Source organism: Rhizobium changzhiense, assembly GCF_013087625.1.
Lineage (GTDB): Bacteria > Pseudomonadota > Alphaproteobacteria > Rhizobiales > Rhizobiaceae > Rhizobium > Rhizobium sophorae.
Window position 1 is genome coordinate 978886 of record NZ_JABFCQ010000001.1, and the last position, 18133, is coordinate 997018.

The following is an 18133-nucleotide window of genomic DNA, read 5'->3' on the forward strand; positions in this document are numbered from 1 at the left end:
TCAAAGATTATCTTCCCATGCCAATTCTCGCGAAATAGGCCGAAGATGCAGACATCCTAAGAAAAGAGGCCGATCCGAAGACCCCTTAAAAAGCCGTTGCCGTTTGTCCAAAAGCCCCTATAAATCCGCGCTGCACCTCAACCGCGCCCGGCGATAGTTCTCGCCAATAGACGAGGCCGGAGCGCGGAAGGCGATAGGTGAACGTTCGGCTACGAGGGCTCCGGTTACGGAGGCCAGATGGCCGTGGCAATAATCGCCGGATGAAGCGCGGGTATCATGCCCGCTGCTGCGTGATCCTGTTTCTTTGTGTTTGCCGAGCGTGCGGCGGGAGCCGCATCCGAACGGGGGAACGCCAATGCAGCCGTACCTTTGACGCCCGGCTCGTTTGATGGTGCCAATCAAAATCACGAGATGTTGGCGCAGTTTTCCGTTTCCGAAGCCTGGACTGGAGATTTTTCGAGCGGCATGCTCCGTCTCGGCGAGTGGAGCGCGATGCTGCACGGCCTCGCCGCACAGGAATGCGGATTGCTGAGCCTGATCCGCTGCTATGATGCCAAGGACCGCAGCCACATATTGGAGCTGTTCGAGCAGGCGGCGACGCTCTGCTCCTCTTTCTGTTTCTCGACGACGATCATCATGCCGAACGGCTTTCGCCAGCCGCTCTTCTGCATGGGCGAGTCCAACGGTCTGGAAGAAAAATTCAGCGGCAGCATGGTCGGCGTCTTCGTCTTTCCGCGCTTCAAGCTGGAAGGCGCAAAGCAGATCACAAGCCGGCGATAGGGTGGAATGGCTGCCCCTCACCCTGTGTAAGGCCGATGAGAACGGAAAGGTCGCGGCATATCCTCTTCTCCCCAGCGGGGAGAAGGTGCCGGCAGGCGGATGAGGGGGCCACACGGCACCATCCTTCACGTAAAACCTATTCCGCCATGCCCACGGTAACACCGTGCCCCAACGAAGCTAGCACAATCGAAGCCTACATAATCATCGTCGAAAGACCGGCTTCGCCGGCCCCCTCATCCGCCCTACGGGCACCTTCTCCCCGCTGGGGAGAAGAGGGAATCGGAATCGAGACGTCGCAGCAGTCTGAAGCGGCCTCGAGGGCGACCTTTCTACTTTCCAGCGATCTGTTCGTTACTCCGGCTTGACCGGGATGTTGAGGCCCCTGGCACTTGCCGGACGGGCGATGCAGCGCTCCAGCCAATCCGAGACGGCGGGGAATTTCGCATATTCGAGCACCTCGCGGCCGCCATAAAAGATATCGGCGCCGCGAACCCAGGTGAAGGTGGTGATGTCGGCGATCGTATACTGATCGCCCATGATCCACTGACGGCCCTTCAACCGGTCTTCGAGCACGCCGAGCAGCCGTTTGGATTCATCGCGATAACGCTCGACCGGGTAGGAATTGTTGGCGACCTTATCGGCGGCAAATTTGTAGAAATGGCCGAACTGGCCGAACATCGGGCCGATGCCCGCCATCTGGAAAAACACCCACTGGATGGTTTCGTAGCGGCCGGCGGCATCGGCAGGGATGAGCTTGCCGGTTTTTTCGACGAGATAAAGCAGGATGGCGCCGGATTCAAAAAGGCCGATCGGCTTTCCATCCGGACCGTTCGGATCGATGATCGCCGGAATGCGGCCGTTCGGGTTGAGAGATTCGAATTCCGTCGACTTCTGCTCGTTGGCGGCGAAGGAAACATAGTGCGGCTCATAGGCGAGGCCGAGCTCTTCGAGAGCGACGGAGACCTTCACCCCATTCGGCGTCTGCAGGGAATAGAGCTGGATGATATCGGGATTTTTCGCCGGCCAGCGCGTCGTAATCGGAAATGCGGAAAGATCTGCCATCGGATTCTCCATGTTGGACGCCGACCATAAGAGAACGGGTTTGTGAAAAGCAAGCAACGGCGGCAGGGCATCGTTCCATATTATTGAACGAACTGTCCGCTTCCGTTTATCTTTCCATAGAACAAGAAAAAGGCGACATAGGAGACATCCGAGGTCCATCCGGTGCCGGGGCACCCAGATCTCCAGAGTCCTTCAAACGGAGACAACATCCATGTCGAACGTCATCATCTTGATTGCCCGCATTCTTCTGTCTTTCATGTTCATACTTTCCGGCTTCACGAAGCTCGCCGATCCTGCCGGTACTGCGGGCATGATCGCCGGTGCCGGCCTGCCGGCAGCAACCCTGTTGGCCTATGCCGCAGGCCTTTTCGAACTGCTGGCCGGCCTTGCTGTTCTCACAGGCTTCCAGGTCCGCATTGCCGGCTGGCTGCTCGCCGCATTCTGTGTCTTCACGGGCATTGCCTTCCACCTGCCCTACGCAAGCGGCACTGAACTCGTGAACATTCTCAACCAGATCATGGTCATGAAGAACATCACGCTGGCCGGCGCGTACATCCTGCTCGCCACCGTCGGTGCCGGTGCCTATTCGATCGACGCACGCCGCGGCGCCTACGCAGCCGCCTGATACCAGCAGACATCCTCCCATAAATGCGAAAACCCGCCGTCACCCGACGGCGGGTTTTCTTGTGCCTTGATGACGGGGATCAGAGGGCGGCGCGCACCGCGTCGATGATCGCCTGGACTGCCGGTTCGTCCGCATGGCTCTCCTTGCGGGCGCGCACGAGGCAGGCCTGCGAATGCAGGATGACACCGTCCTGGAGCACCTTCAGGTGGTTGGCGCGCAGCGTCGAGCCGGTGGAGGTAATATCGACGATGATATCGGCCGAGCCGGAGGCGGGAGCGCCCTCGGTGGCGCCCAGGCTTTCGACGATGCGATAAAGCTGGATGCCGTGCTGGCTCGAAAAGAACTGCTGGGTCAGCCGCCAGTATTTGGTGGCGATGGCAAGGCGCCGTCCGTGGCGGGCACGAAAATCGGCGGCAACATCCACGAGATCGGCCATGGTGTCGACATCGAGCCAGATCTCCGGCACGGCAACGACGACATCGGCATGGCCGAAGCCGAGGCGGGCGCAGAATTCGACGCGCTTGTCGACCTCGGCGAAACCTTCCTGCATCAGATCCTCGCCGGTGACGCCGAAATCGACGGTGCCGTTGCCGATTTCGCGGGAGATTTCAGAAGCCGAGAGGAAGGCGATTTCCACATCGTCCCAGCCTTCGACGCGGCCGCGATAGGAGCGGTCGTTACCAACAGCCGAGATCGTCATGCCGGCCCGTTCGAAGATCGCCGAAGCGTCTTCCTTCATCCGGCCCTTGGAGGGAAGCGCGATGGTGATGGTCATGCGGCTGCCCTTTCGGTTTCGATGCGGTCGAGCCAGAAGGAGAAGCCGACGGCCGGGATGCGGTCCGTCGCACCGAGGAAGGTCAGGAGCCGGTCGAAGCGGCCGCCGCCGGCGAGCACCGCGGTCGAGCCTTCCACCGTCACCTCGAAGACGAGGCCGGTGTAGTAGTCGAGCGGCCGTCCGAAGGCGGCACGATAGTCGAGGCAGGAAAGATCGACGCCGGCATTGGAAAGTGCTGCAACGCGGCCATTGAAGCGCGCGAGCGCATTGCCGAGTTTCAGGCCGGCAGCATCGGCGAAACCGGAAAGGGCCGCGGAAGCATTCACCAGCGGCACGTCGAGCGACAGGAACTCTTCCAGCACGTGGAAGGCCGCATCGTCGAGGCGCGTTTCGGACAGGATGAGCTTTTCCTTGAGCCGTCGGGCGATTTCCAGAGGCGAGCGGCCGGCATTCGTCGAATAGCCGGTCTTCTGCATCTCCCGCTCGAGATGGGCGACCAGCGCCTGCTCGTCGCCTGATGCGACAAGCCTGGCGATATCGTCGTCCAGCCCGGTGACGAATTGCGGGCTGACGAGACTGGCAAGCAGCGCCTCCAGCTGCGTCATATTGCCGAAGGCGTGGATCAGGCGCTTCTGCCAGCCTAGCGGCAGGCCGAGCGCCTGGACGACGGCCTCGAACACTGCCTGGTCGCCTAATGTAACGGCTAAGCGCCGGCCCGGCAGCAGGCGGGCGAGAATGCCGGTGGCATCGCCGATGGCGCGGGCGTCGGCGTTTGAAAGGTCGATATCGCCAAGATCCTCGATGCCGGCCTGATAGAATTCATTGGCGCCGTCGCGGCGCTGGCGGAAAACCTCGCCGAGATAGGCATAACGCTTCGGCGTGCCGGTCGCCGTCTCGATGTGGCGCAGACAGACGGGAATGGTGAATTCGGGACGCAGGCAAAGGCTGGCGCCGGTTTCGCTTTCCGTCATGAAGATGCGGCGGCGCAGATCTTCGCCTGCGATATCCAGGAAAGGTTCGGCCGGCTGAATCACAGGCGTATCGATGCGCTCGGCGTTGCGCGCGACGAATTCGGTGATGAGGTCGTTGGCGAATTCGGGGAGGTTGATCAGGGGCATGTGGCGCTCCGAATAATAGGCGACGGGCGTGCCGGAAAATACCCCCCTCTACCCTGCCGGGCATCTCCCCCACAAGGGGGGAGATCAGCTGGGCGCCCCAGCTTCCCCAAATATTGAGCGTGCGCCAAGTGGCTTCGGCCCCCAAAGGTGTTTGATTGGGGCAAGAGGCCACTCCTATCCGATCTCCCCCCTTGTGGGGGAGATGCCCGGCAGGGCAGAGGGGGGTATGCCTCAGACATCACCGCCCGCCCTCTTCCGATCCTCTGCCTGCGCGGCAAGGATCTCCTTCACCTTGGCGACGAGGTCGGCTTCCGGCGCCGTTTCCTGCGCCACGCGCGCTTCGCGCCAGCTGGCATTGTCCTCGATCTCGCCGGAGAGCCGTTTGCCTTCGATCAGATCCTTGATCTGCACAACGCCTCCGGCGCGCTCGTCGCCGCCCTGGATGATGGCGACGGGGCAGCCGCGGCGATCGGCATATTTCAGCTGGTTGCCGAACTTCTTCCAGTTGCCCTGGAACATCTCGGCGCGGATCCCGGCGGCGCGCAGTTCCTGCGTCATCCGCTGATAGCGGCCCATCGCCTCGACATCGCCGTCCATGACGGTCACAAGCACCGGCTCGATGACCTCGCTGGCGCCGAGCTTGCCGAGGTTCTTCAGCGCCGTCATCAGCCTGGAAACGCCGATCGAGAAGCCTGTCGCCGGAACCGGCTGACCCATGAAGCGGGAGACGAGGCCGTCATAACGGCCGCCGCCGCCGACCGAACCGAAGACGACCTTCTCGCCCTTCTCGTTGGTAACGTCGAAGGTCAGTTCGGCCTCATAGACCGGGCCTGTATAATATTCGAGGCCACGGACGACGGAGGGGTCGATTTTGATGCGGTCAGGGCCATAGCCGGCGCTGGTGACGAGTGCACCGATGAAATTCAGCTCGTCGACGCCTTCGCCACCTCTGGAGGTTCCTGCAACGAGCTCGGCAAGCCGGGCAGCGCTTTCGGCATAGTCCTTGATGCCGACGAAGAACAGCACCTTGTCGATCTGCGGCTGATCGAGACCGGCGCCCTTGGTGAAGTCGCCGGATTCATCCTTGCGGCCGGGACCGAGCAGCAGGGCCACGCCTTCCGGGCCGAACTTGTCGAGCTTGTCGATGGCGCGCAGGACGTTGAGCCGCTGGCCGGCCTTGTCGTCGCCGCCGAGGCCGATCGCCTCGAGCACGCCATCCAGAACCTTGCGGTTGTTGACGCGGATGACGTAATCGCCGCGCTTGATGCCGAGGGCTTCCAGCGTATCGGCCATCATCATGCACATTTCAGCATCGGCCTGAACACCCGGCGCGCCGACGGTATCGGCATCGAACTGCATGAACTGGCGGAAGCGGCCCGGGCCTGGCTTCTCGTTGCGGAAGACGTAACCGGCGCGATAGGTGCGATAAGGCAGCTGGATCTCGTTGAAATTCTCGGCGACATGACGGGCGAGCGGCGCCGTCAGATCGTAACGCAGCGACATCCATTGCTCGTCATCGTCCTGCAGCGAGAAGACGCCCTCGTTCGGCCGATCGCTGTCGGGCAGGAACTTGCCAAGCGCATCGGTATATTCGAACAGCGGCGTTTCGAGCGGATCGAAACCATAATGCTCATAGACTTCCCGGATCTTTGCCGTCATCTCGTTGACGGCGCGCATATCGCCGGCCGTCCGGTCGACGAAGCCGCGCGGCAGGCGGGCCTTGAGCTTTTGCGGTTTCTTCTGCTTGTCGTTCATTTCCGGGAATTCCACTGACTGTGACAGTGGCGGTTTCCTAACCGATCGCGCGGGGAGCGGCAAGGGCGAAGGGTCTTGATGTGGCTGCGAGAATCGATTGAACGAAGGAGCTCCATCAGAAATGCGGATATGTTCATGATCACCGAGGCGCTTCTCTATGCCGCGACCTTGCCGCTGACCGGCAAGCCGCATCGAAAGTTCATCCGCTATTCCGTCAATCTCTGGTCCCGGGCCGGGCGCTGCGCGGCGGATTGGGCCGAACATGAGGAGATGAGCCGGAAGGCGATCCTCGCGGCAGCGGCCGACCTCAGGCAGAAGCGGACCGCGGTCGTCCTCGGCTCCGGCCTGTTGCGTGATGTGCCGATCGAAGCGCTGGCGCGAGATTTCGACACCGTGGTGCTGGTCGATCTCGTTCATCTCGCCTCGGTGCGCCTGTGGCTGCCGGCCAAATTCTATCGCAATGTCCGGCTGATCGAGCGCGATCTTTCCGGCTACGACGAACTCGCCGCCGGTCGCGAGCCCGAACCGCTCGGCTTCCTGCGCGGCGTGCCCTATCTCGATTTCGTGGTTTCCGCCAACCTCTTGTCGCAGATCGGTCGCGGTGTGAAGCGGCGCCACGAGGCCGAGGCCGACCGGATGCCTGAAGGCACGGTGGAAAGGCTGATCGCGGCACATCTTGCCGGGCTTTCGGGCCTTCCCTGCCGCAGCTGCCTGGTGACCGACATTGCCTATGCCGTCATCGACCGCAACGGTAAAACGCATGAGGAAGCCGACCTGCTGCATGGCGTTTTGCCGCCGCCGGCAAAAGCCACCTGGACATGGCCGGTCGCTCCGCTCGGCGAAGAAAGCAAGGATTATAGGATCGAGCACAAGGTCATTGCCGGCTGGTGATCCGGATGTGACCGCCGGCAGTATTGGGTTGCAGCCGACATTCACAGCGAGCCGAGATCGCCGGATGAACGCCTGGCTCAAGGCCCACGGCAAGTAGCCGATCGTTGATGAAAAGGGGAACGCCGGAGGTTCGGCGTTCCCCAAGACTTATGAGATCTCAATCCTTCGGCTCGAAATCGGCCGGCCGGCGGCCGGCGGCCTGTCGCGCCAGCATCCAGCCCGGATATTCGGGCGCAAGCGCGCTCACCTCGTCGAGCTTCTTGATATCGTCTTCATCGAGCTTCAGCTTGACGGCGGCAAGGTTCTGGTCGAGCTGGTCGACACGCTTGGCGCCGATGATGACTGTGGTGACGAAAGGTTTGGCGAGGATATAGGCGAGCGCCACGGTGGCGACGCTGACGCCGTGTTTTTCGGCGACTTCGCGCATGACGGCGACGCAGGCCCAGGCCTTGTCCTTGTCGACGGGCGGGAAATCGAAACTGGCGCGGCGGCCTTCACCATTGCCGGGCGCGCCGGGACCGTACTTGCCGGAGAGCAGACCGCCGGCGAGCGGCGACCAGACCATCAGGCCAAGCTTTTCCTCCTGCATCATCGGCACGATGTCGCGTTCGAGATCGCGACCGGCGATGGAATAATAGGCCTGCACGGTTTCAAAACGGGCAAAACCCCGGCGTTCGGAGAGGCCGAGCGCCTTGGAAATGCGCCAGGCTTGCCAGTTGGAGACGCCGATATAACGCACGAGGCCGCGGGAAACGAGATCGTCGAGAGCGCGCAGCGTCTCCTCGATCGGCGTCACCGTATCGGTCGCGTGGATCTGATAGAGGTCGATATGATCGGTCTGCAGGCGCTTGAGGCTCGCCTCGACCGAATCCATGATGTGACCGCGCGAGGCGCCGCGGTCGTTCGGCTTGTCGCCCATGACGCCGTAGACCTTGGTGGCGATGACGACGTCCTTGCGGGGCACGTCGAGGTTCTTCAGCGCCTGGCCGAGCAACCTTTCGGACTCGCCGGATGAATAGACGTCGGCCGTGTCGATGAAATTGACGCCAGAGCCGAGCGAACGCTCGACGATGCGGTCGGCGGCATCCTGGTCGACATCGGCGATGGCGCCCCACAGACTGCCCTGTTTGGCTTCGCCGAAGGTCATGGTGCCCAGGCAGATTTCCGAGACGAAAAGTCCCGTATTTCCGAGTTGATTGTAACGCATGGTCGAAAAAATCCTTTGTGTCTGCCGCAAGAGGCTTGCGAACCGCTGAACTTCATTTTTTGATTATTGGCCTGCGCGTGACAGGCACAGCCGTGGCTGGCTGCAGGGTGAGGCAGGTTCGATGTAGTGCGGCGCCGGAGCTTTTCAACGCCGTCCTGCCGCGAAGGCGATGCCCTTGTCTCGACACAGGCGGCCGATAGATTACCGGCCTTATTTCGGGAACAGGATGATTTTAGGCCGGGTCGGCCTAAAATCTGAATCCTGTTCCAAGTTAAATAGTGAGAGCATGATGTCGTCCGAAAACCGCTCACACTTTTCGGCATCATGCTCTAGAGGTACGCATATGGCGACGCGACCACTGACCACGATCGGCTTCGATGCCGATGATACACTCTGGCAGAACGAACAATATTATCGACTGACGGAAGCGCATTTCACCGGGCTTCTTGCCGATTTCGCCGAAGGACCGAAAATTTCCGAACGGCTGCTGGAGGCCGAAAAACGCAACCTTCGCCATTACGGCTTCGGCATCAAGGGCTTCACACTGTCGATGGTCGAAACCGCGATCGAGATCACCGAGGGCAAGGTTCCGGCGAGCGTCATCGCCAAGATCCTCGACACCGGCCGCGATCTTCTCAACCATCCGGTCGAGACCATGCCGCATGTGCGCGACACGCTGGAGGCGCTTGCCGGCAAATACCTGCTGGTGATGATCACCAAGGGCGATCTCTTCGACCAGGAGCGCAAGCTTGCCCAATCCGGGCTCGGCGACTTCTTCGATGCCGTCGAGATTGTCTCCGAGAAGACGGCGGTCACCTATCGCCGCATCTTCGCCAAGGTCGGCGATGGGCCGGAACGGGCGATGATGGTCGGCAATTCGCTGAAATCGGACATCGTGCCGGCAATCGCCGCCGGCAGCTACGGCGTTTTCGTGCCGCATGAACTGACCTGGGTGCTGGAACATGTGGACGAGCCGAAAGAGGCGCCGCGTTTCCGCAAGATCGACCATCTCGGCGAGTTGCGCGACCTGATCGACCGGCTCGGCTAGAGTGGTTCAGCTTTTAACGGAAACGCAGGACCGCTCTAGCCTTTTGTTTTTACGCAATTCCGGACGGAAAACCGCTTCGCACTTTTCCTGGAATTGCTCTAAGCCGAGCGCTACCTCTGCCTCATTGCGGCTTCGGCGGGGCCTTCGGGAACAGCGAGGGGCGCTCCGGCTCGGCCGGCGGTTTCGGCTGCGGCGGGGCAGCCGCCAGCGGCTCGATCAGGATGCTGAAGGGAGCGCCGAGGCCGCGGCGCGGCGAGACCTTGGAATAATAGGGACGCAGCAGCCAGGTGGCGTTTTCCTTGACCGTCGTCTCGAAGCTCATGCCGTCCTCGTCGGTGCCGAAGAAGGCCTCGTCATCCGGCTTCGACAGGTCGAAGATCGCCAGGAAGGCAAATTTGCTTTTCGTCGAAAAGCTGATCTTCAGGTGCTGGCCGGCCCGCACCGGCAGCGTATAGACATGGCCATTGCCGAACTTCGTCCAGCCCGTCAACTGCATGGTAACGGCCGGGAATTGCAGCTTCTCCAGCTTCTCGCCGGGATCGAGCTGCGGCGTCTGCGCCATGGCGGAGACGGTCAAGAGGAAAAGGGCAGCGGCGGCGATCAGAGTTCTCACGGAATGATCTTTCATGGGCGAACCAGAGCGGTGCGCATCGCCTCGACCTCGGGCCGGCAGAAGCAGCCTTCCAGATGATCGTTGACGAGACCCATCGCCTGCATGAAAGCATAAACTGTGGTCGGGCCGACAAAGGTCCAGCCGCGTTTCTTCAGATCCTTCGAAATGACCACCGATGTCGGCGTCGTTGGATTGGCGATGATATGCTCGCGGTCGACCACCGCCGGCCGCTCGTTATGGCCGGGCTCGTAGCGCCAGAAATAACGGGCGAGCGAGCCGAATTCGTTCTTGAGTTCGATTGCGCGTTTGGCATTGTTGATGGTCGAGACGATCTTGCCGCGATGGCGGATGATGCCGGCATCGGCAAGGCAGCGAGCGACATCCCCTTCGCCGAAGAGAGCGACCTTGTCGAAATCGAAACCCGAAAAGGCGGCGCGGAAATTCTCCCGTTTGCGCAGGATCGTCAGCCAGGAAAGACCGGACTGGAAGCCTTCGAGACAGATCTTCTCGAAGAGGCGGATATCATCGGTGACAGGGCGGCCCCATTCCTCGTCATGGTATCGGAGATAATCGGGCAGATTGGCGTGCCAGTGGCAGCGGCTCCTGCCGTCCTCGCCGATGATGATGCCTGTCGCGCTCATGATCCTTCATTCCGCGGGGATCCGCTTCGTTCTCTGCTACTGATTCCGGCTTTACCATTTGCAAACCGTCTTTCCAAACCGAACGGTAACCCTGACGAAAAGTTTATCCGGTCGGTCGGCTTTTCATGAATCGATCTTTACCATTCGCTGGCGGATCAGGTGGCAGCGTCTTTGCCGGGCGGAACATCTCCGCCCGGGCGGACATATCCCGCCAGCGCATTTTCGGTCATTTGTAGAGAGTTCGTCCGATGATGAAACAGCTTGTCCTTGCCGCAGCCCTCTTCGGCATTTTCTCCACGGCCGCCATTGCAGACGACCGCTACGCCACCCGTCCGCCCGTCGTGCTCAGCCCCGATCTGACCGCGCCCTGGATCAACCAGCTCGGCGGCGGCAGGGTTCGTCCCGTCGTCTATCAGCGGCCGGTCGTCCGCCAGCAGCAGCGCGGCCTTTTCCAGCGCCGCGTGCTGCGCCAGGCGCTGCAGGCCGCACCGCAGACCGTCTCGGCGATCAATCCCGGCATCCCGTCGATCCGCCGTCCGATCGAGCCGCAATATCTGCCGCAGATGGTCGATTACGACACCACGGAGAAGCCCGGCACGATCGTCATCGATACCAACAACCGCTTCCTCTATCTGGTGATGCAAGGCGGCAAGGCGCGGCGCTATGGCGTCGGCGTCGGCAAGCCCGGCTTCGAATGGGCAGGCGTCCACAAGATCACCCGCAAGACCGAATGGCCGGATTGGACGCCGCCTTCCGAGATGATCAGCCGCGAAGCCGCCAAGGGCCATTATCTGCCGGCGCGCATGGACGGCGGGGCGGAAAACCCGCTCGGCGCCCGCGCCATGTATCTCGGATCGACGCTCTACCGTATCCATGGCACCAATGCGCCCTGGTCGATCGGCAGCGCCGTTTCTTCGGGCTGCATTCGACTGCGCAACGAAGACGTCGTCGACCTCTACGACCGCGTCAATGTCGGGACCCGCGTCATCGTCATGTAACGGCACACCTAATATTCAGGGAGCCGCAAGAACAAGCGGTTCCCTTCTCTAAAAATGCTTTATCCGGCCACACCGATCTTGAATCGGGCAGAAGTTCATGTAGCTTCGAGCGGATTTGCTTGAGGGGAATCGATCATGATCAAACTAATGCCGGGTCTGGCTGCTGCCGGACTTGTCCTGTCCTTGATGTCCACATCCGCCTTTGCTGCACCCGCCGGCTCCGCGTCCGACAATGCACGGCGCCCGGCGCAGATCGTGCGCGTGGCGCAGATGCCGAAATATGTGAAGCCGCAGTTCAAGCGCAAGAAAGTGCGGCTGGTAACGACGGAAGCCGCCGGCACCGTCATCATAGATACCAACAACAAGTATCTCTACCTCGTCGAAGGCAACAATCGCGCCACCCGCTACGGCATCGGCGTCGGCCGCGACGGCTTCGGCTGGTCGGGGGTCGTCAAGATCGGCCGCAAGGCCGAATGGCCGAGCTGGACGCCGCCGGCCGAGATGCGCCGCCGCGAAGCCGCCAAAGGGCACATCATTCCCGCTTTCCAGGAAGGCGGCGAGGACAATCCTCTCGGCGCCCGCGCCATGTATCTCTACCAGGGCGGCCGCGACACGATCTTTCGCATCCACGGCACCAACCAGCCTTGGACGATCGGCCTCAACATGTCTTCCGGCTGCATCCGCATGATGAACGCCGACGTCATGCACCTTTACGATCGCGCCTCCGTCGGCACCAAGGTGATCGTCATCGGCCCCGGCAACAGGCAGGGCAAGGTGGCGTTCGAGGACAGGGGCATCGACGTGCTGCGCACGATGTTCGGCGGCTGAGCAACACTTACCAAAAAAACGAAAGGCGCAGTTTGACGCGCCTTTTGTTTTGCTTAGACTTTGCGGCGAAAAGCTGGCACACGTGCCTAAGAGTCGACATATTTATTTCGGGGCTATTCAATGACATCTGCGCTGCGTTCCTCCGCTTCCCTGTTTGCGGGCATCGCGTTTTTTACCATCTGTTCGGCAGTTTCCGCCTCGGCGGAAGACCTGCAATTCTCCATTTACGGCGGCTACCAGACCGCCCCGCATAGCGGCGTCGACGTTTCGGACGGCACGAGTTTCACCGCCGGCTGGGAAGGCAAGTCCTTCGGCAGCCCGCCTTATTACGGCGCCCGCGTCACCTGGTGGCTCGAGGACTTCAACAAGCCGAACTGGGGGATCTCGCTCGATTTTACCCATGACAAGGTCTATGCCGACGACGACACGCTCGCCAAGGCCGGCTGGTCGCATTTCGAGTTCACCGACGGCCTGAACCTGCTCACCGTGAACGGTCTCTACCGCTTTCAGGATCCGGCCCGCCGCTGGACGCCCTATCTCGGCGCCGGCATCGGCGTAAACATTCCGCATGTCGAAGTGATTCGCCCCGAGGGCAAGACCTGGGCTTATGAATTCGGCGGCGTGACGCTGCAGGCCCAGGCCGGCGTCGACTTCAAGGTGACCGAGCGCTGGTCGACCTTCGTCGAATACAAGGGCACCTATTCGCGCGTCGACGTTCCGATCGACAGCGGCGACCGGCTGAAGACCAACATCTTCACCAATGCCGTCAATGTCGGCGTATCATTCCATTGGTAACAAATTTGAGCTGCGGTGCTAGAGCGGTTCAGCTTTTTCATGAAAGCGCGTAACCGCTCTAACCTTTCGTTCTCACGCAATTCCGGACGGAAAACCGCTTCGCACTTTTCCTGAAATTGCTCTATTTCGTGCCGCAGCTGACCTTGCCCTCGACGGCATAGGGTTTTTCACCGCCTTCGATCGTCAGGGAATAGCTGCCGCTGAAATTTGCTGCCGGCTTGCCGCGCTCGCCGGCGACAACCACCAGGTCCAGCGTTGCTCCACCGGTGTCATCTTCGCCGCCGTCGAAGACTTCCATGAGCAGTTCGCCGTTACGCGACCAATGGTTGGTCAGGTGCTGCGATTCGAAAACACGTTTTCCGAATACGGCCTCTTGGGCCGGATCCTTGACGATCAGCGCGCCGCGGAAATGGTTGAGCTTATGGCCGGCGGCGCTTTCGAAACCGCTTTCCAGCGTGAAGCGCGCTTCCTTGTCGTCGGCGGAACAGAAAAAACGACTATTCGCCTGGGCAGTGCCTGCCGCACCGAGCAGTCCCGCAAATACGATCATTCCACGCCACATCGCTAACCTCCCAAGACAGCGTCCTTTGCGGCTCTCGATAAGATGCGCGGCGCTGTCATAGGTCTCAGCCTAACGGCAAACCTGTTAATTTTTCCGGCACAGCGCCGCCATAGGCCCAATCGAGAAGCTCGACCGTATGCAGGATCGGCATGCCGGTGCCGGTGGCGATCTGGGTGATGCAGCCGATATTGCCGGTGGCGATGATATCGGCCTTGGTGGCCTCGATGTTCTTGACCTTGCGCGCCTTCAGCGCAGCCGAGATCTCCGGCTGCATGATGTTGTAGGTGCCGGCGGAGCCGCAGCAGAGATGGCCTTCGGCCGGATCGCGCACCGTAAAGCCCGCCGCTTTCAGCAATTGCTTCGGCGCCAACGTGATGCGCTGGCCGTGCTGCATGGAACAGGCGGAATGGTAGGCGACGGTGATGCCCTTTGGCATGTGCGCCGGCAGGTCGAGGGTTGCGAGATATTCGGTGACGTCCTTGGCTAACGCCGAAACCCTGGCCGCCTTTGCGGCATAGGCGGGATCGAGGCGCAGCATGTGGCCGTAATCCTTGATCGTCGTGCCGCAGCCCGAAGCGGTGATGATGATCGCGTCGAGGCCCTGCCCGTCGATCTCGCGCGTCCAGATATCGACATTGGCACGGGCGCTTTCGAGCGCCTGTTCGGCGCGGCCCATGTGATGAACCAGCGAGCCGCAGCAGACCTCGCCTTCCGGCATCACGACCTCGACGCCGAACCGCGTCAGCAAGCGGATCGCCGCCGCGTTGATGCCGGGATCGAGCACCGGCTGCGCACAGCCGGAAAGGATCGCCACCCGGCCGCGCCGTTCCGTCTCGGGCAGATAGCTGCCAGGCTTTGCGAAGTCCGAAGCGGCCGGGATGCGGCGCGGCGCAAGCGCCAGCATGGCTGCAAAGGGTTTCAACGCGCCACCCCGCATCAGACCGGCGAAGGGCCGGCCGAGACGGGCGAGATTGAGCGCCAGACGGAAACGGCCGGGATAGGGCAGCACGGCGGCAAGGATGGCGCGCGTCAGCCGGTTCATGAACGGGCGTTTGTAGGTCTTTTCGATATGGGCACGGGCGTGGTCGACCAGATGCATGTAATCGACGCCGGAGGGACAGGTGGTGACGCAGGCAAGGCAGGAGAGACAGCGGTCGATATGGGTGACGACCTCGGCATCGGCGGGCCGGCCGTTTTCCAGCATATCCTTGATCAGGTAGATGCGGCCGCGCGGGCTGTCCAGCTCATTGCCGAGCGTCACATAGGTGGGACAGGTGGCGGTGCAGAATCCGCAATGAACACATTTGCGCAGAATCTGCTCGGATTCGGCGACATCGGGATCGAGGAGCTGGGTCAGGGTGAAGTTGGTTTGCATCTAGCGGGATCTCCGCTTTGGGAGAATCTCGGGCGTAGCGCTTGGAATACCCCCCTCTGTCCTGCCGGACATCTCCCCCACAAGGGGGGAGATCGGCAAGAGGTTGGACCACCGCTCCCTATCTGCCGTGTTGGAGTCACAATGCCTGAGTTGTTTGGGGAAACCGTCAACCCCATCCGATCTCCCCCCTTGTGGGGGAGATGTCCGGCAGGACAGAGGGGGGTAACCCAGACGCAGACCCATCTTATCCCTCATCCCATCTTCCCCGGATTGAATATGCCGGCCGGATCGAATTTCTCCTTCACCCGCCGCGACAGCATCGCCACTGCCTCGGGCTCGGGATGAAAGGCTGATGTACCCGCCCTCGCCTCAGCCGATGCACGGATCAGCGTCGCATGGCCGCCGCCGAGCGCTTTGATGTAGCGACGGACCAGCTCGGCTTCGGGACCTGCTTCCATGCGCATCCAGACGAGGCCACCCTGCCAGTCGTAGAAGGCGTCGACGCCTGCTTCCAGGCGGAGTGCTGCGACCAGTTGATGGCCGGTGCCGGGGGCGACCGAGACTCGCCAGACCGGCCGCGCGGTGCCGTCGGCATAGGGCAGCACGTCACGGATTTCCTGCCAGAGCCTGGAGCTGTCCGGCTGTTCCAGCTGCGTGACCGTAGCGAAGCTCGACATTACCGCGGCAAGCTTTTCGATGCGCACGTTGACCGAGCCCGGCAGGCCTTCGATGCGCAGAACGGTCGCCTCGCCTTCGGGCAATTTGCCGGCGAGGAATTTCCACGTCACCGTCAAGGGCAGGTGGGCGGCGCCCGAGACTTCGACCGGCAGCGCCATCGCCGCCGCCATGGCGTTTGCCGCCTCGGCGTCGTTGAGACCCGACAGCACCACCGTCCGCTCCGTCTTCGGGCGCGGCGGCACACGGAAGGTGACTTCGGTGAGGAAACCCAGCGTGCCATGCGAGCCGGCAATCAGCTTGGCGAGGTCGAGGCCGGTGACATTCTTCATCACCCGGCCTCCGGCCTTGATGATCTCGCCCCTGCCGTTGACGAAGCGCACGCCGAGCAGGCTGTCGCGGGCGGCACCCGCGATCAGCCGGCGTGGACCGGAGACATTGGCGGCAAAGACGCCGCCGATGGTCGGCTCGCCCGATGTGCCCATCACAGGGCGATGATCCATCGGCTCGAAGGCGAGCATCTGGCCGCTCTGCGAAAGAGCCGCTTCGACCTCGGCAAATGGCGTGCCGGATCGGACGGTCATGACCATCTCACCCGGATTATAGGCGAAGATGCCGGAGATTTCGGTCGAGCGCAGCCGGTCTTCGGCGGCAACCGTATTACCAAAGCCCGAGCGGCTATCGCCGCCGCAGATTGCGAGCGGCCGGCCGCTTTCCGCATGGGCGCGAACGATCGCGGCCGCCTCGTCCTCGCTCGTCGGCATCAAATCGATCATGCGGCGGGGCGTCCTTCCAGCGGGAAGACCTTCGACGGGTTGAGCAGCCAGCCGGGATCGAAGGCGGCGCGCACCGCCATCTGCTGGGCGAGATCGGCCTCGGAATATTGGTGCCGCATCAGATCGCGCTTCTCGATGCCGACGCCATGTTCGCCGGTGAGGCAGCCGCCGGCATCGACGCAGAGCCTCAGGATATCGTTGCCGGCTGCCTCGGCACGGGCGGCATCCTCGGGATCGTTGGCATTGAAGAGGATCAGCGGGTGCATATTGCCATCGCCGGCATGGAAGACGTTGGCGACGCGCAGGCCGTAATGATCGACGATCTCGGCAGTCCTCTTCAGCACATGGGAGAGCTGGCTGAGTGGCACGGTGCCATCCATGCAGATATAGTCGGCGATGCGGCCGGTAGCGCCGAAGGCGGATTTACGGCCCTTCCAGATCAGCGCCGCCTCGGTCGCCGACTGGCATTCGCGCACGGTTTTCACAGCGTGCCGGCGGGCGATCTCGACGATGTCCTTCAGCGCGGCGTCCATTTCCGCTTCCGACCCCTCGACCTCGACGATCAGCAACGCGCCGACATCGAGCGGGTAACCGGCATGGGCGAAGGCCTCGCAGATCTCGATCGCCGGCTTGTCCATGAATTCGATCGCAACCGGGATGATGCCTGCGGCAATGACATCGGCAACGCAGGCGCCGGCCTCCTCCGAGCTTTCGAAGCCGAAGAGCACGGGGCGCGCGCCTTCCGGCTTGGCGATCAACCGCACCGTCGCCTCGGTAACGATGCCGAGCTGACCTTCATGGCCGCAGACGAGGCCGACCAGGTCATAGCCTGCCGCATCCAGCGCCTTGCCGCCAAGCTCGATCACCGTGCCGTCGACCAGCACCATCCTGACGCCGAGCAGATTGTTGGTGGTGACGCCGTATTTCAGGCAGTGGGCGCCGCCGGAATTCATGCCGATATTGCCGCCAATGGTGCAGGCAAGCTGCGAGCTCGGGTCAGGCGCATAGAAAAAGCCGTCCGCGGAGACGGATTCGGAAATGTTGAGATTGGTGACGCCGGCCTGGACCACGGCGACGCGGTTCGGCAGATCGATTTCGAGGATGCTGTTCATCTTCGACAGGCCGAGCACGACGGCATCTTCCTGGGGAATGGCGCCGCCGGAGAGCGAGGTGCCGGCGCCGCGCGGCACGACGGGAATGCCGTAGCGGTTGCAATAACGCATGATGGCCGAAACCTCGGCCGTGGTGCGCGGCAGGGCGACGGCGAGCGGCAGGCGGCGGTAGGACACGAAGGCGTCGGTTTCGAACGGCACCAGCTCGCGCGCCTCATGCACCAGGCATTCCGGCGGCAGAAGATCGGTCAGATCGGCGACGATCTGGGCGCGGCGCGCCAGCACGTCAGCGCGCGGCTCGAGAAACGAAATGGCGTCGGACATAGCGTTCTCCCTGGCCCTGACGACGGGGAATGACAGCGGGAAGATGGTAGAGGAAACCGGCCGCGAACCTCCCTGCCGCCGCTAAACCGGCTTAGAGCGGTTCAGCTTTTCATGGAAGCGCAGAACCGTTCTAATTTTTTGTTTTTACGCAATTCCGGACGGAAAACCGCTCC

Annotated in this window: 18 protein-coding genes; 7 read left to right on the forward strand and 11 right to left on the reverse strand. The window is 62.0% G+C overall.

The features are described 5' to 3' along the window. Positions 1–306 precede the first annotated feature (306 nt). Positions 307–780, forward strand: a complete 474-nt coding sequence (locus tag G9X68_RS04920; protein WP_171601491.1) for a hypothetical protein — start codon at positions 307–309, stop codon at positions 778–780. 351 nt (positions 781–1131) lie between these two features. Here the strand turns inward: G9X68_RS04920 and G9X68_RS04925 are convergent, their stop codons facing one another. After that, a complete protein-coding gene (locus tag G9X68_RS04925; RefSeq protein WP_171601492.1) occupies positions 1132–1842 on the reverse strand; it encodes a glutathione binding-like protein in 711 nt (236 codons plus the stop codon). 211 nt (positions 1843–2053) lie between these two features. On the opposite strand from G9X68_RS04925, the gene G9X68_RS04930 reads away from it, so the two are divergent. Then, positions 2054–2467: a DoxX family protein gene (locus tag G9X68_RS04930; protein WP_171601493.1), complete on the forward strand. Its 414-nt coding sequence runs from the start codon at positions 2054–2056 to the stop codon at positions 2465–2467. A 79-nt stretch (positions 2468–2546) separates the two neighbouring features. Here G9X68_RS04930 and hisG read toward each other — a convergent pair whose 3' ends face one another. The 3 genes from hisG to hisS form a co-directional block, all read right to left on the reverse strand. Further along, positions 2547–3242, reverse strand: coding sequence for an ATP phosphoribosyltransferase (gene hisG, locus G9X68_RS04935; protein ID WP_171601494.1), 696 nt, complete (start codon positions 3240–3242; stop codon positions 2547–2549). After that, entirely contained in the window at positions 3239–4360 is a 1122-nt protein-coding gene (locus G9X68_RS04940) for an ATP phosphoribosyltransferase regulatory subunit (RefSeq protein ID WP_171601495.1), read from the reverse strand. The genes hisG and G9X68_RS04940 overlap by 4 nt, the downstream gene beginning before the upstream one ends. Positions 4361–4591: 231 nt before the next feature. Continuing rightward, complete coding sequence (hisS, locus tag G9X68_RS04945; protein ID WP_171601496.1) at positions 4592–6115, reverse strand: histidine--tRNA ligase; 1524 nt, start codon at positions 6113–6115, stop codon at positions 4592–4594. A 129-nt stretch (positions 6116–6244) separates the two neighbouring features. On the opposite strand from hisS, the gene G9X68_RS04950 reads away from it, so the two are divergent. Further along, a complete protein-coding gene (locus tag G9X68_RS04950) occupies positions 6245–7006 on the forward strand; it encodes a hypothetical protein (RefSeq protein WP_171601497.1) in 762 nt (253 codons plus the stop codon). A gap of 157 nt (positions 7007–7163) precedes the next feature. Here G9X68_RS04950 and G9X68_RS04955 read toward each other — a convergent pair whose 3' ends face one another. After that, positions 7164–8213: an aldo/keto reductase gene (locus G9X68_RS04955; protein WP_171601498.1), complete on the reverse strand. Its 1050-nt coding sequence runs from the start codon at positions 8211–8213 to the stop codon at positions 7164–7166. A 343-nt stretch (positions 8214–8556) separates the two neighbouring features. Here G9X68_RS04955 and G9X68_RS04960 point away from each other — a divergent pair, with 343 nt between their 5' ends. Then, complete coding sequence (locus G9X68_RS04960) at positions 8557–9261, forward strand: HAD family hydrolase (RefSeq protein WP_171601499.1); 705 nt, start codon at positions 8557–8559, stop codon at positions 9259–9261. Positions 9262–9382: 121 nt separating this feature from the next. On the opposite strand, the gene G9X68_RS04965 is transcribed toward G9X68_RS04960, so the two are convergent. Beyond that, positions 9383–9889, reverse strand: coding sequence for a hypothetical protein (locus G9X68_RS04965; protein ID WP_171601500.1), 507 nt, complete (start codon positions 9887–9889; stop codon positions 9383–9385). Further along, positions 9886–10515, reverse strand: coding sequence for a DNA-3-methyladenine glycosylase I (locus G9X68_RS04970; protein WP_171601501.1), 630 nt, complete (start codon positions 10513–10515; stop codon positions 9886–9888). The genes G9X68_RS04965 and G9X68_RS04970 overlap by 4 nt, the downstream gene beginning before the upstream one ends. Before the next feature lie 248 nt (positions 10516–10763). On the opposite strand from G9X68_RS04970, the gene G9X68_RS04975 reads away from it, so the two are divergent. The 3 genes from G9X68_RS04975 (at position 10764) to G9X68_RS04985 (ending at position 13136) form a co-directional block, all read left to right on the forward strand. Beyond that, complete coding sequence (locus tag G9X68_RS04975) at positions 10764–11513, forward strand: L,D-transpeptidase (RefSeq protein WP_171601502.1); 750 nt, start codon at positions 10764–10766, stop codon at positions 11511–11513. Between the two features lie 135 nt (positions 11514–11648). Beyond that, positions 11649–12341, forward strand: a complete 693-nt coding sequence (locus G9X68_RS04980; RefSeq protein WP_072639547.1) for a L,D-transpeptidase — start codon at positions 11649–11651, stop codon at positions 12339–12341. A 120-nt stretch (positions 12342–12461) separates the two neighbouring features. After that, entirely contained in the window at positions 12462–13136 is a 675-nt protein-coding gene (locus G9X68_RS04985; protein ID WP_017959134.1) for an outer membrane protein, read from the forward strand. Positions 13137–13257: 121 nt separating this feature from the next. Here G9X68_RS04985 and G9X68_RS04990 read toward each other — a convergent pair whose 3' ends face one another. The 4 genes from G9X68_RS04990 to G9X68_RS05005 form a co-directional block, all read right to left on the reverse strand. After that, entirely contained in the window at positions 13258–13698 is a 441-nt protein-coding gene (locus tag G9X68_RS04990; protein WP_171601503.1) for a hypothetical protein, read from the reverse strand. 64 nt (positions 13699–13762) lie between these two features. Continuing rightward, positions 13763–15073 carry a glycolate oxidase subunit GlcF gene (glcF, locus tag G9X68_RS04995; protein ID WP_171601504.1) on the reverse strand — a complete coding sequence of 437 codons (1311 nt, stop codon included), beginning with the start codon at positions 15071–15073 and terminating at the stop codon, positions 13763–13765. Between the two features lie 251 nt (positions 15074–15324). After that, complete coding sequence (locus G9X68_RS05000; RefSeq protein WP_171601505.1) at positions 15325–16524, reverse strand: FAD-binding protein; 1200 nt, start codon at positions 16522–16524, stop codon at positions 15325–15327. After that, positions 16521–17960 (reverse strand): FAD-linked oxidase C-terminal domain-containing protein, encoded by a 1440-nt coding sequence (locus tag G9X68_RS05005; RefSeq protein ID WP_171601506.1) that lies wholly within the window; start codon positions 17958–17960, stop codon positions 16521–16523. Before G9X68_RS05005 ends, G9X68_RS05000 begins: the two co-directional genes overlap by 4 nt. Between the last annotated feature and the right edge of the window lie 173 nt (positions 17961–18133).

Coding starts and splice junctions, on each gene's coding strand:
- G9X68_RS04925 (WP_171601492.1), bottom strand. CDS start 1,842: ATGGCAGATCTTTCCGCATTTCCGATTACGACGCGCTGGCCGGCGAAA.
- G9X68_RS04930 (WP_171601493.1), top strand. CDS start 2,054: ATGTCGAACGTCATCATCTTGATTGCCCGCATTCTTCTGTCTTTCATG.
- hisG (WP_171601494.1), bottom strand. CDS start 3,242: ATGACCATCACCATCGCGCTTCCCTCCAAGGGCCGGATGAAGGAAGAC.
- G9X68_RS04940 (WP_171601495.1), bottom strand. CDS start 4,360: ATGCCCCTGATCAACCTCCCCGAATTCGCCAACGACCTCATCACCGAA.
- hisS (WP_171601496.1), bottom strand. CDS start 6,115: ATGAACGACAAGCAGAAGAAACCGCAAAAGCTCAAGGCCCGCCTGCCG.
- G9X68_RS04950 (WP_171601497.1), top strand. CDS start 6,245: ATGTTCATGATCACCGAGGCGCTTCTCTATGCCGCGACCTTGCCGCTG.
- G9X68_RS04955 (WP_171601498.1), bottom strand. CDS start 8,213: ATGCGTTACAATCAACTCGGAAATACGGGACTTTTCGTCTCGGAAATC.
- G9X68_RS04960 (WP_171601499.1), top strand. CDS start 8,557: ATGGCGACGCGACCACTGACCACGATCGGCTTCGATGCCGATGATACA.
- G9X68_RS04965 (WP_171601500.1), bottom strand. CDS start 9,889: ATGAAAGATCATTCCGTGAGAACTCTGATCGCCGCCGCTGCCCTTTTC.
- G9X68_RS04970 (WP_171601501.1), bottom strand. CDS start 10,515: ATGAGCGCGACAGGCATCATCATCGGCGAGGACGGCAGGAGCCGCTGC.
- G9X68_RS04975 (WP_171601502.1), top strand. CDS start 10,764: ATGATGAAACAGCTTGTCCTTGCCGCAGCCCTCTTCGGCATTTTCTCC.
- G9X68_RS04980 (WP_072639547.1), top strand. CDS start 11,649: ATGATCAAACTAATGCCGGGTCTGGCTGCTGCCGGACTTGTCCTGTCC.
- G9X68_RS04985 (WP_017959134.1), top strand. CDS start 12,462: ATGACATCTGCGCTGCGTTCCTCCGCTTCCCTGTTTGCGGGCATCGCG.
- G9X68_RS04990 (WP_171601503.1), bottom strand. CDS start 13,698: ATGTGGCGTGGAATGATCGTATTTGCGGGACTGCTCGGTGCGGCAGGC.
- glcF (WP_171601504.1), bottom strand. CDS start 15,073: ATGCAAACCAACTTCACCCTGACCCAGCTCCTCGATCCCGATGTCGCC.
- G9X68_RS05000 (WP_171601505.1), bottom strand. CDS start 16,524: ATGATCGATTTGATGCCGACGAGCGAGGACGAGGCGGCCGCGATCGTT.
- G9X68_RS05005 (WP_171601506.1), bottom strand. CDS start 17,960: ATGTCCGACGCCATTTCGTTTCTCGAGCCGCGCGCTGACGTGCTGGCG.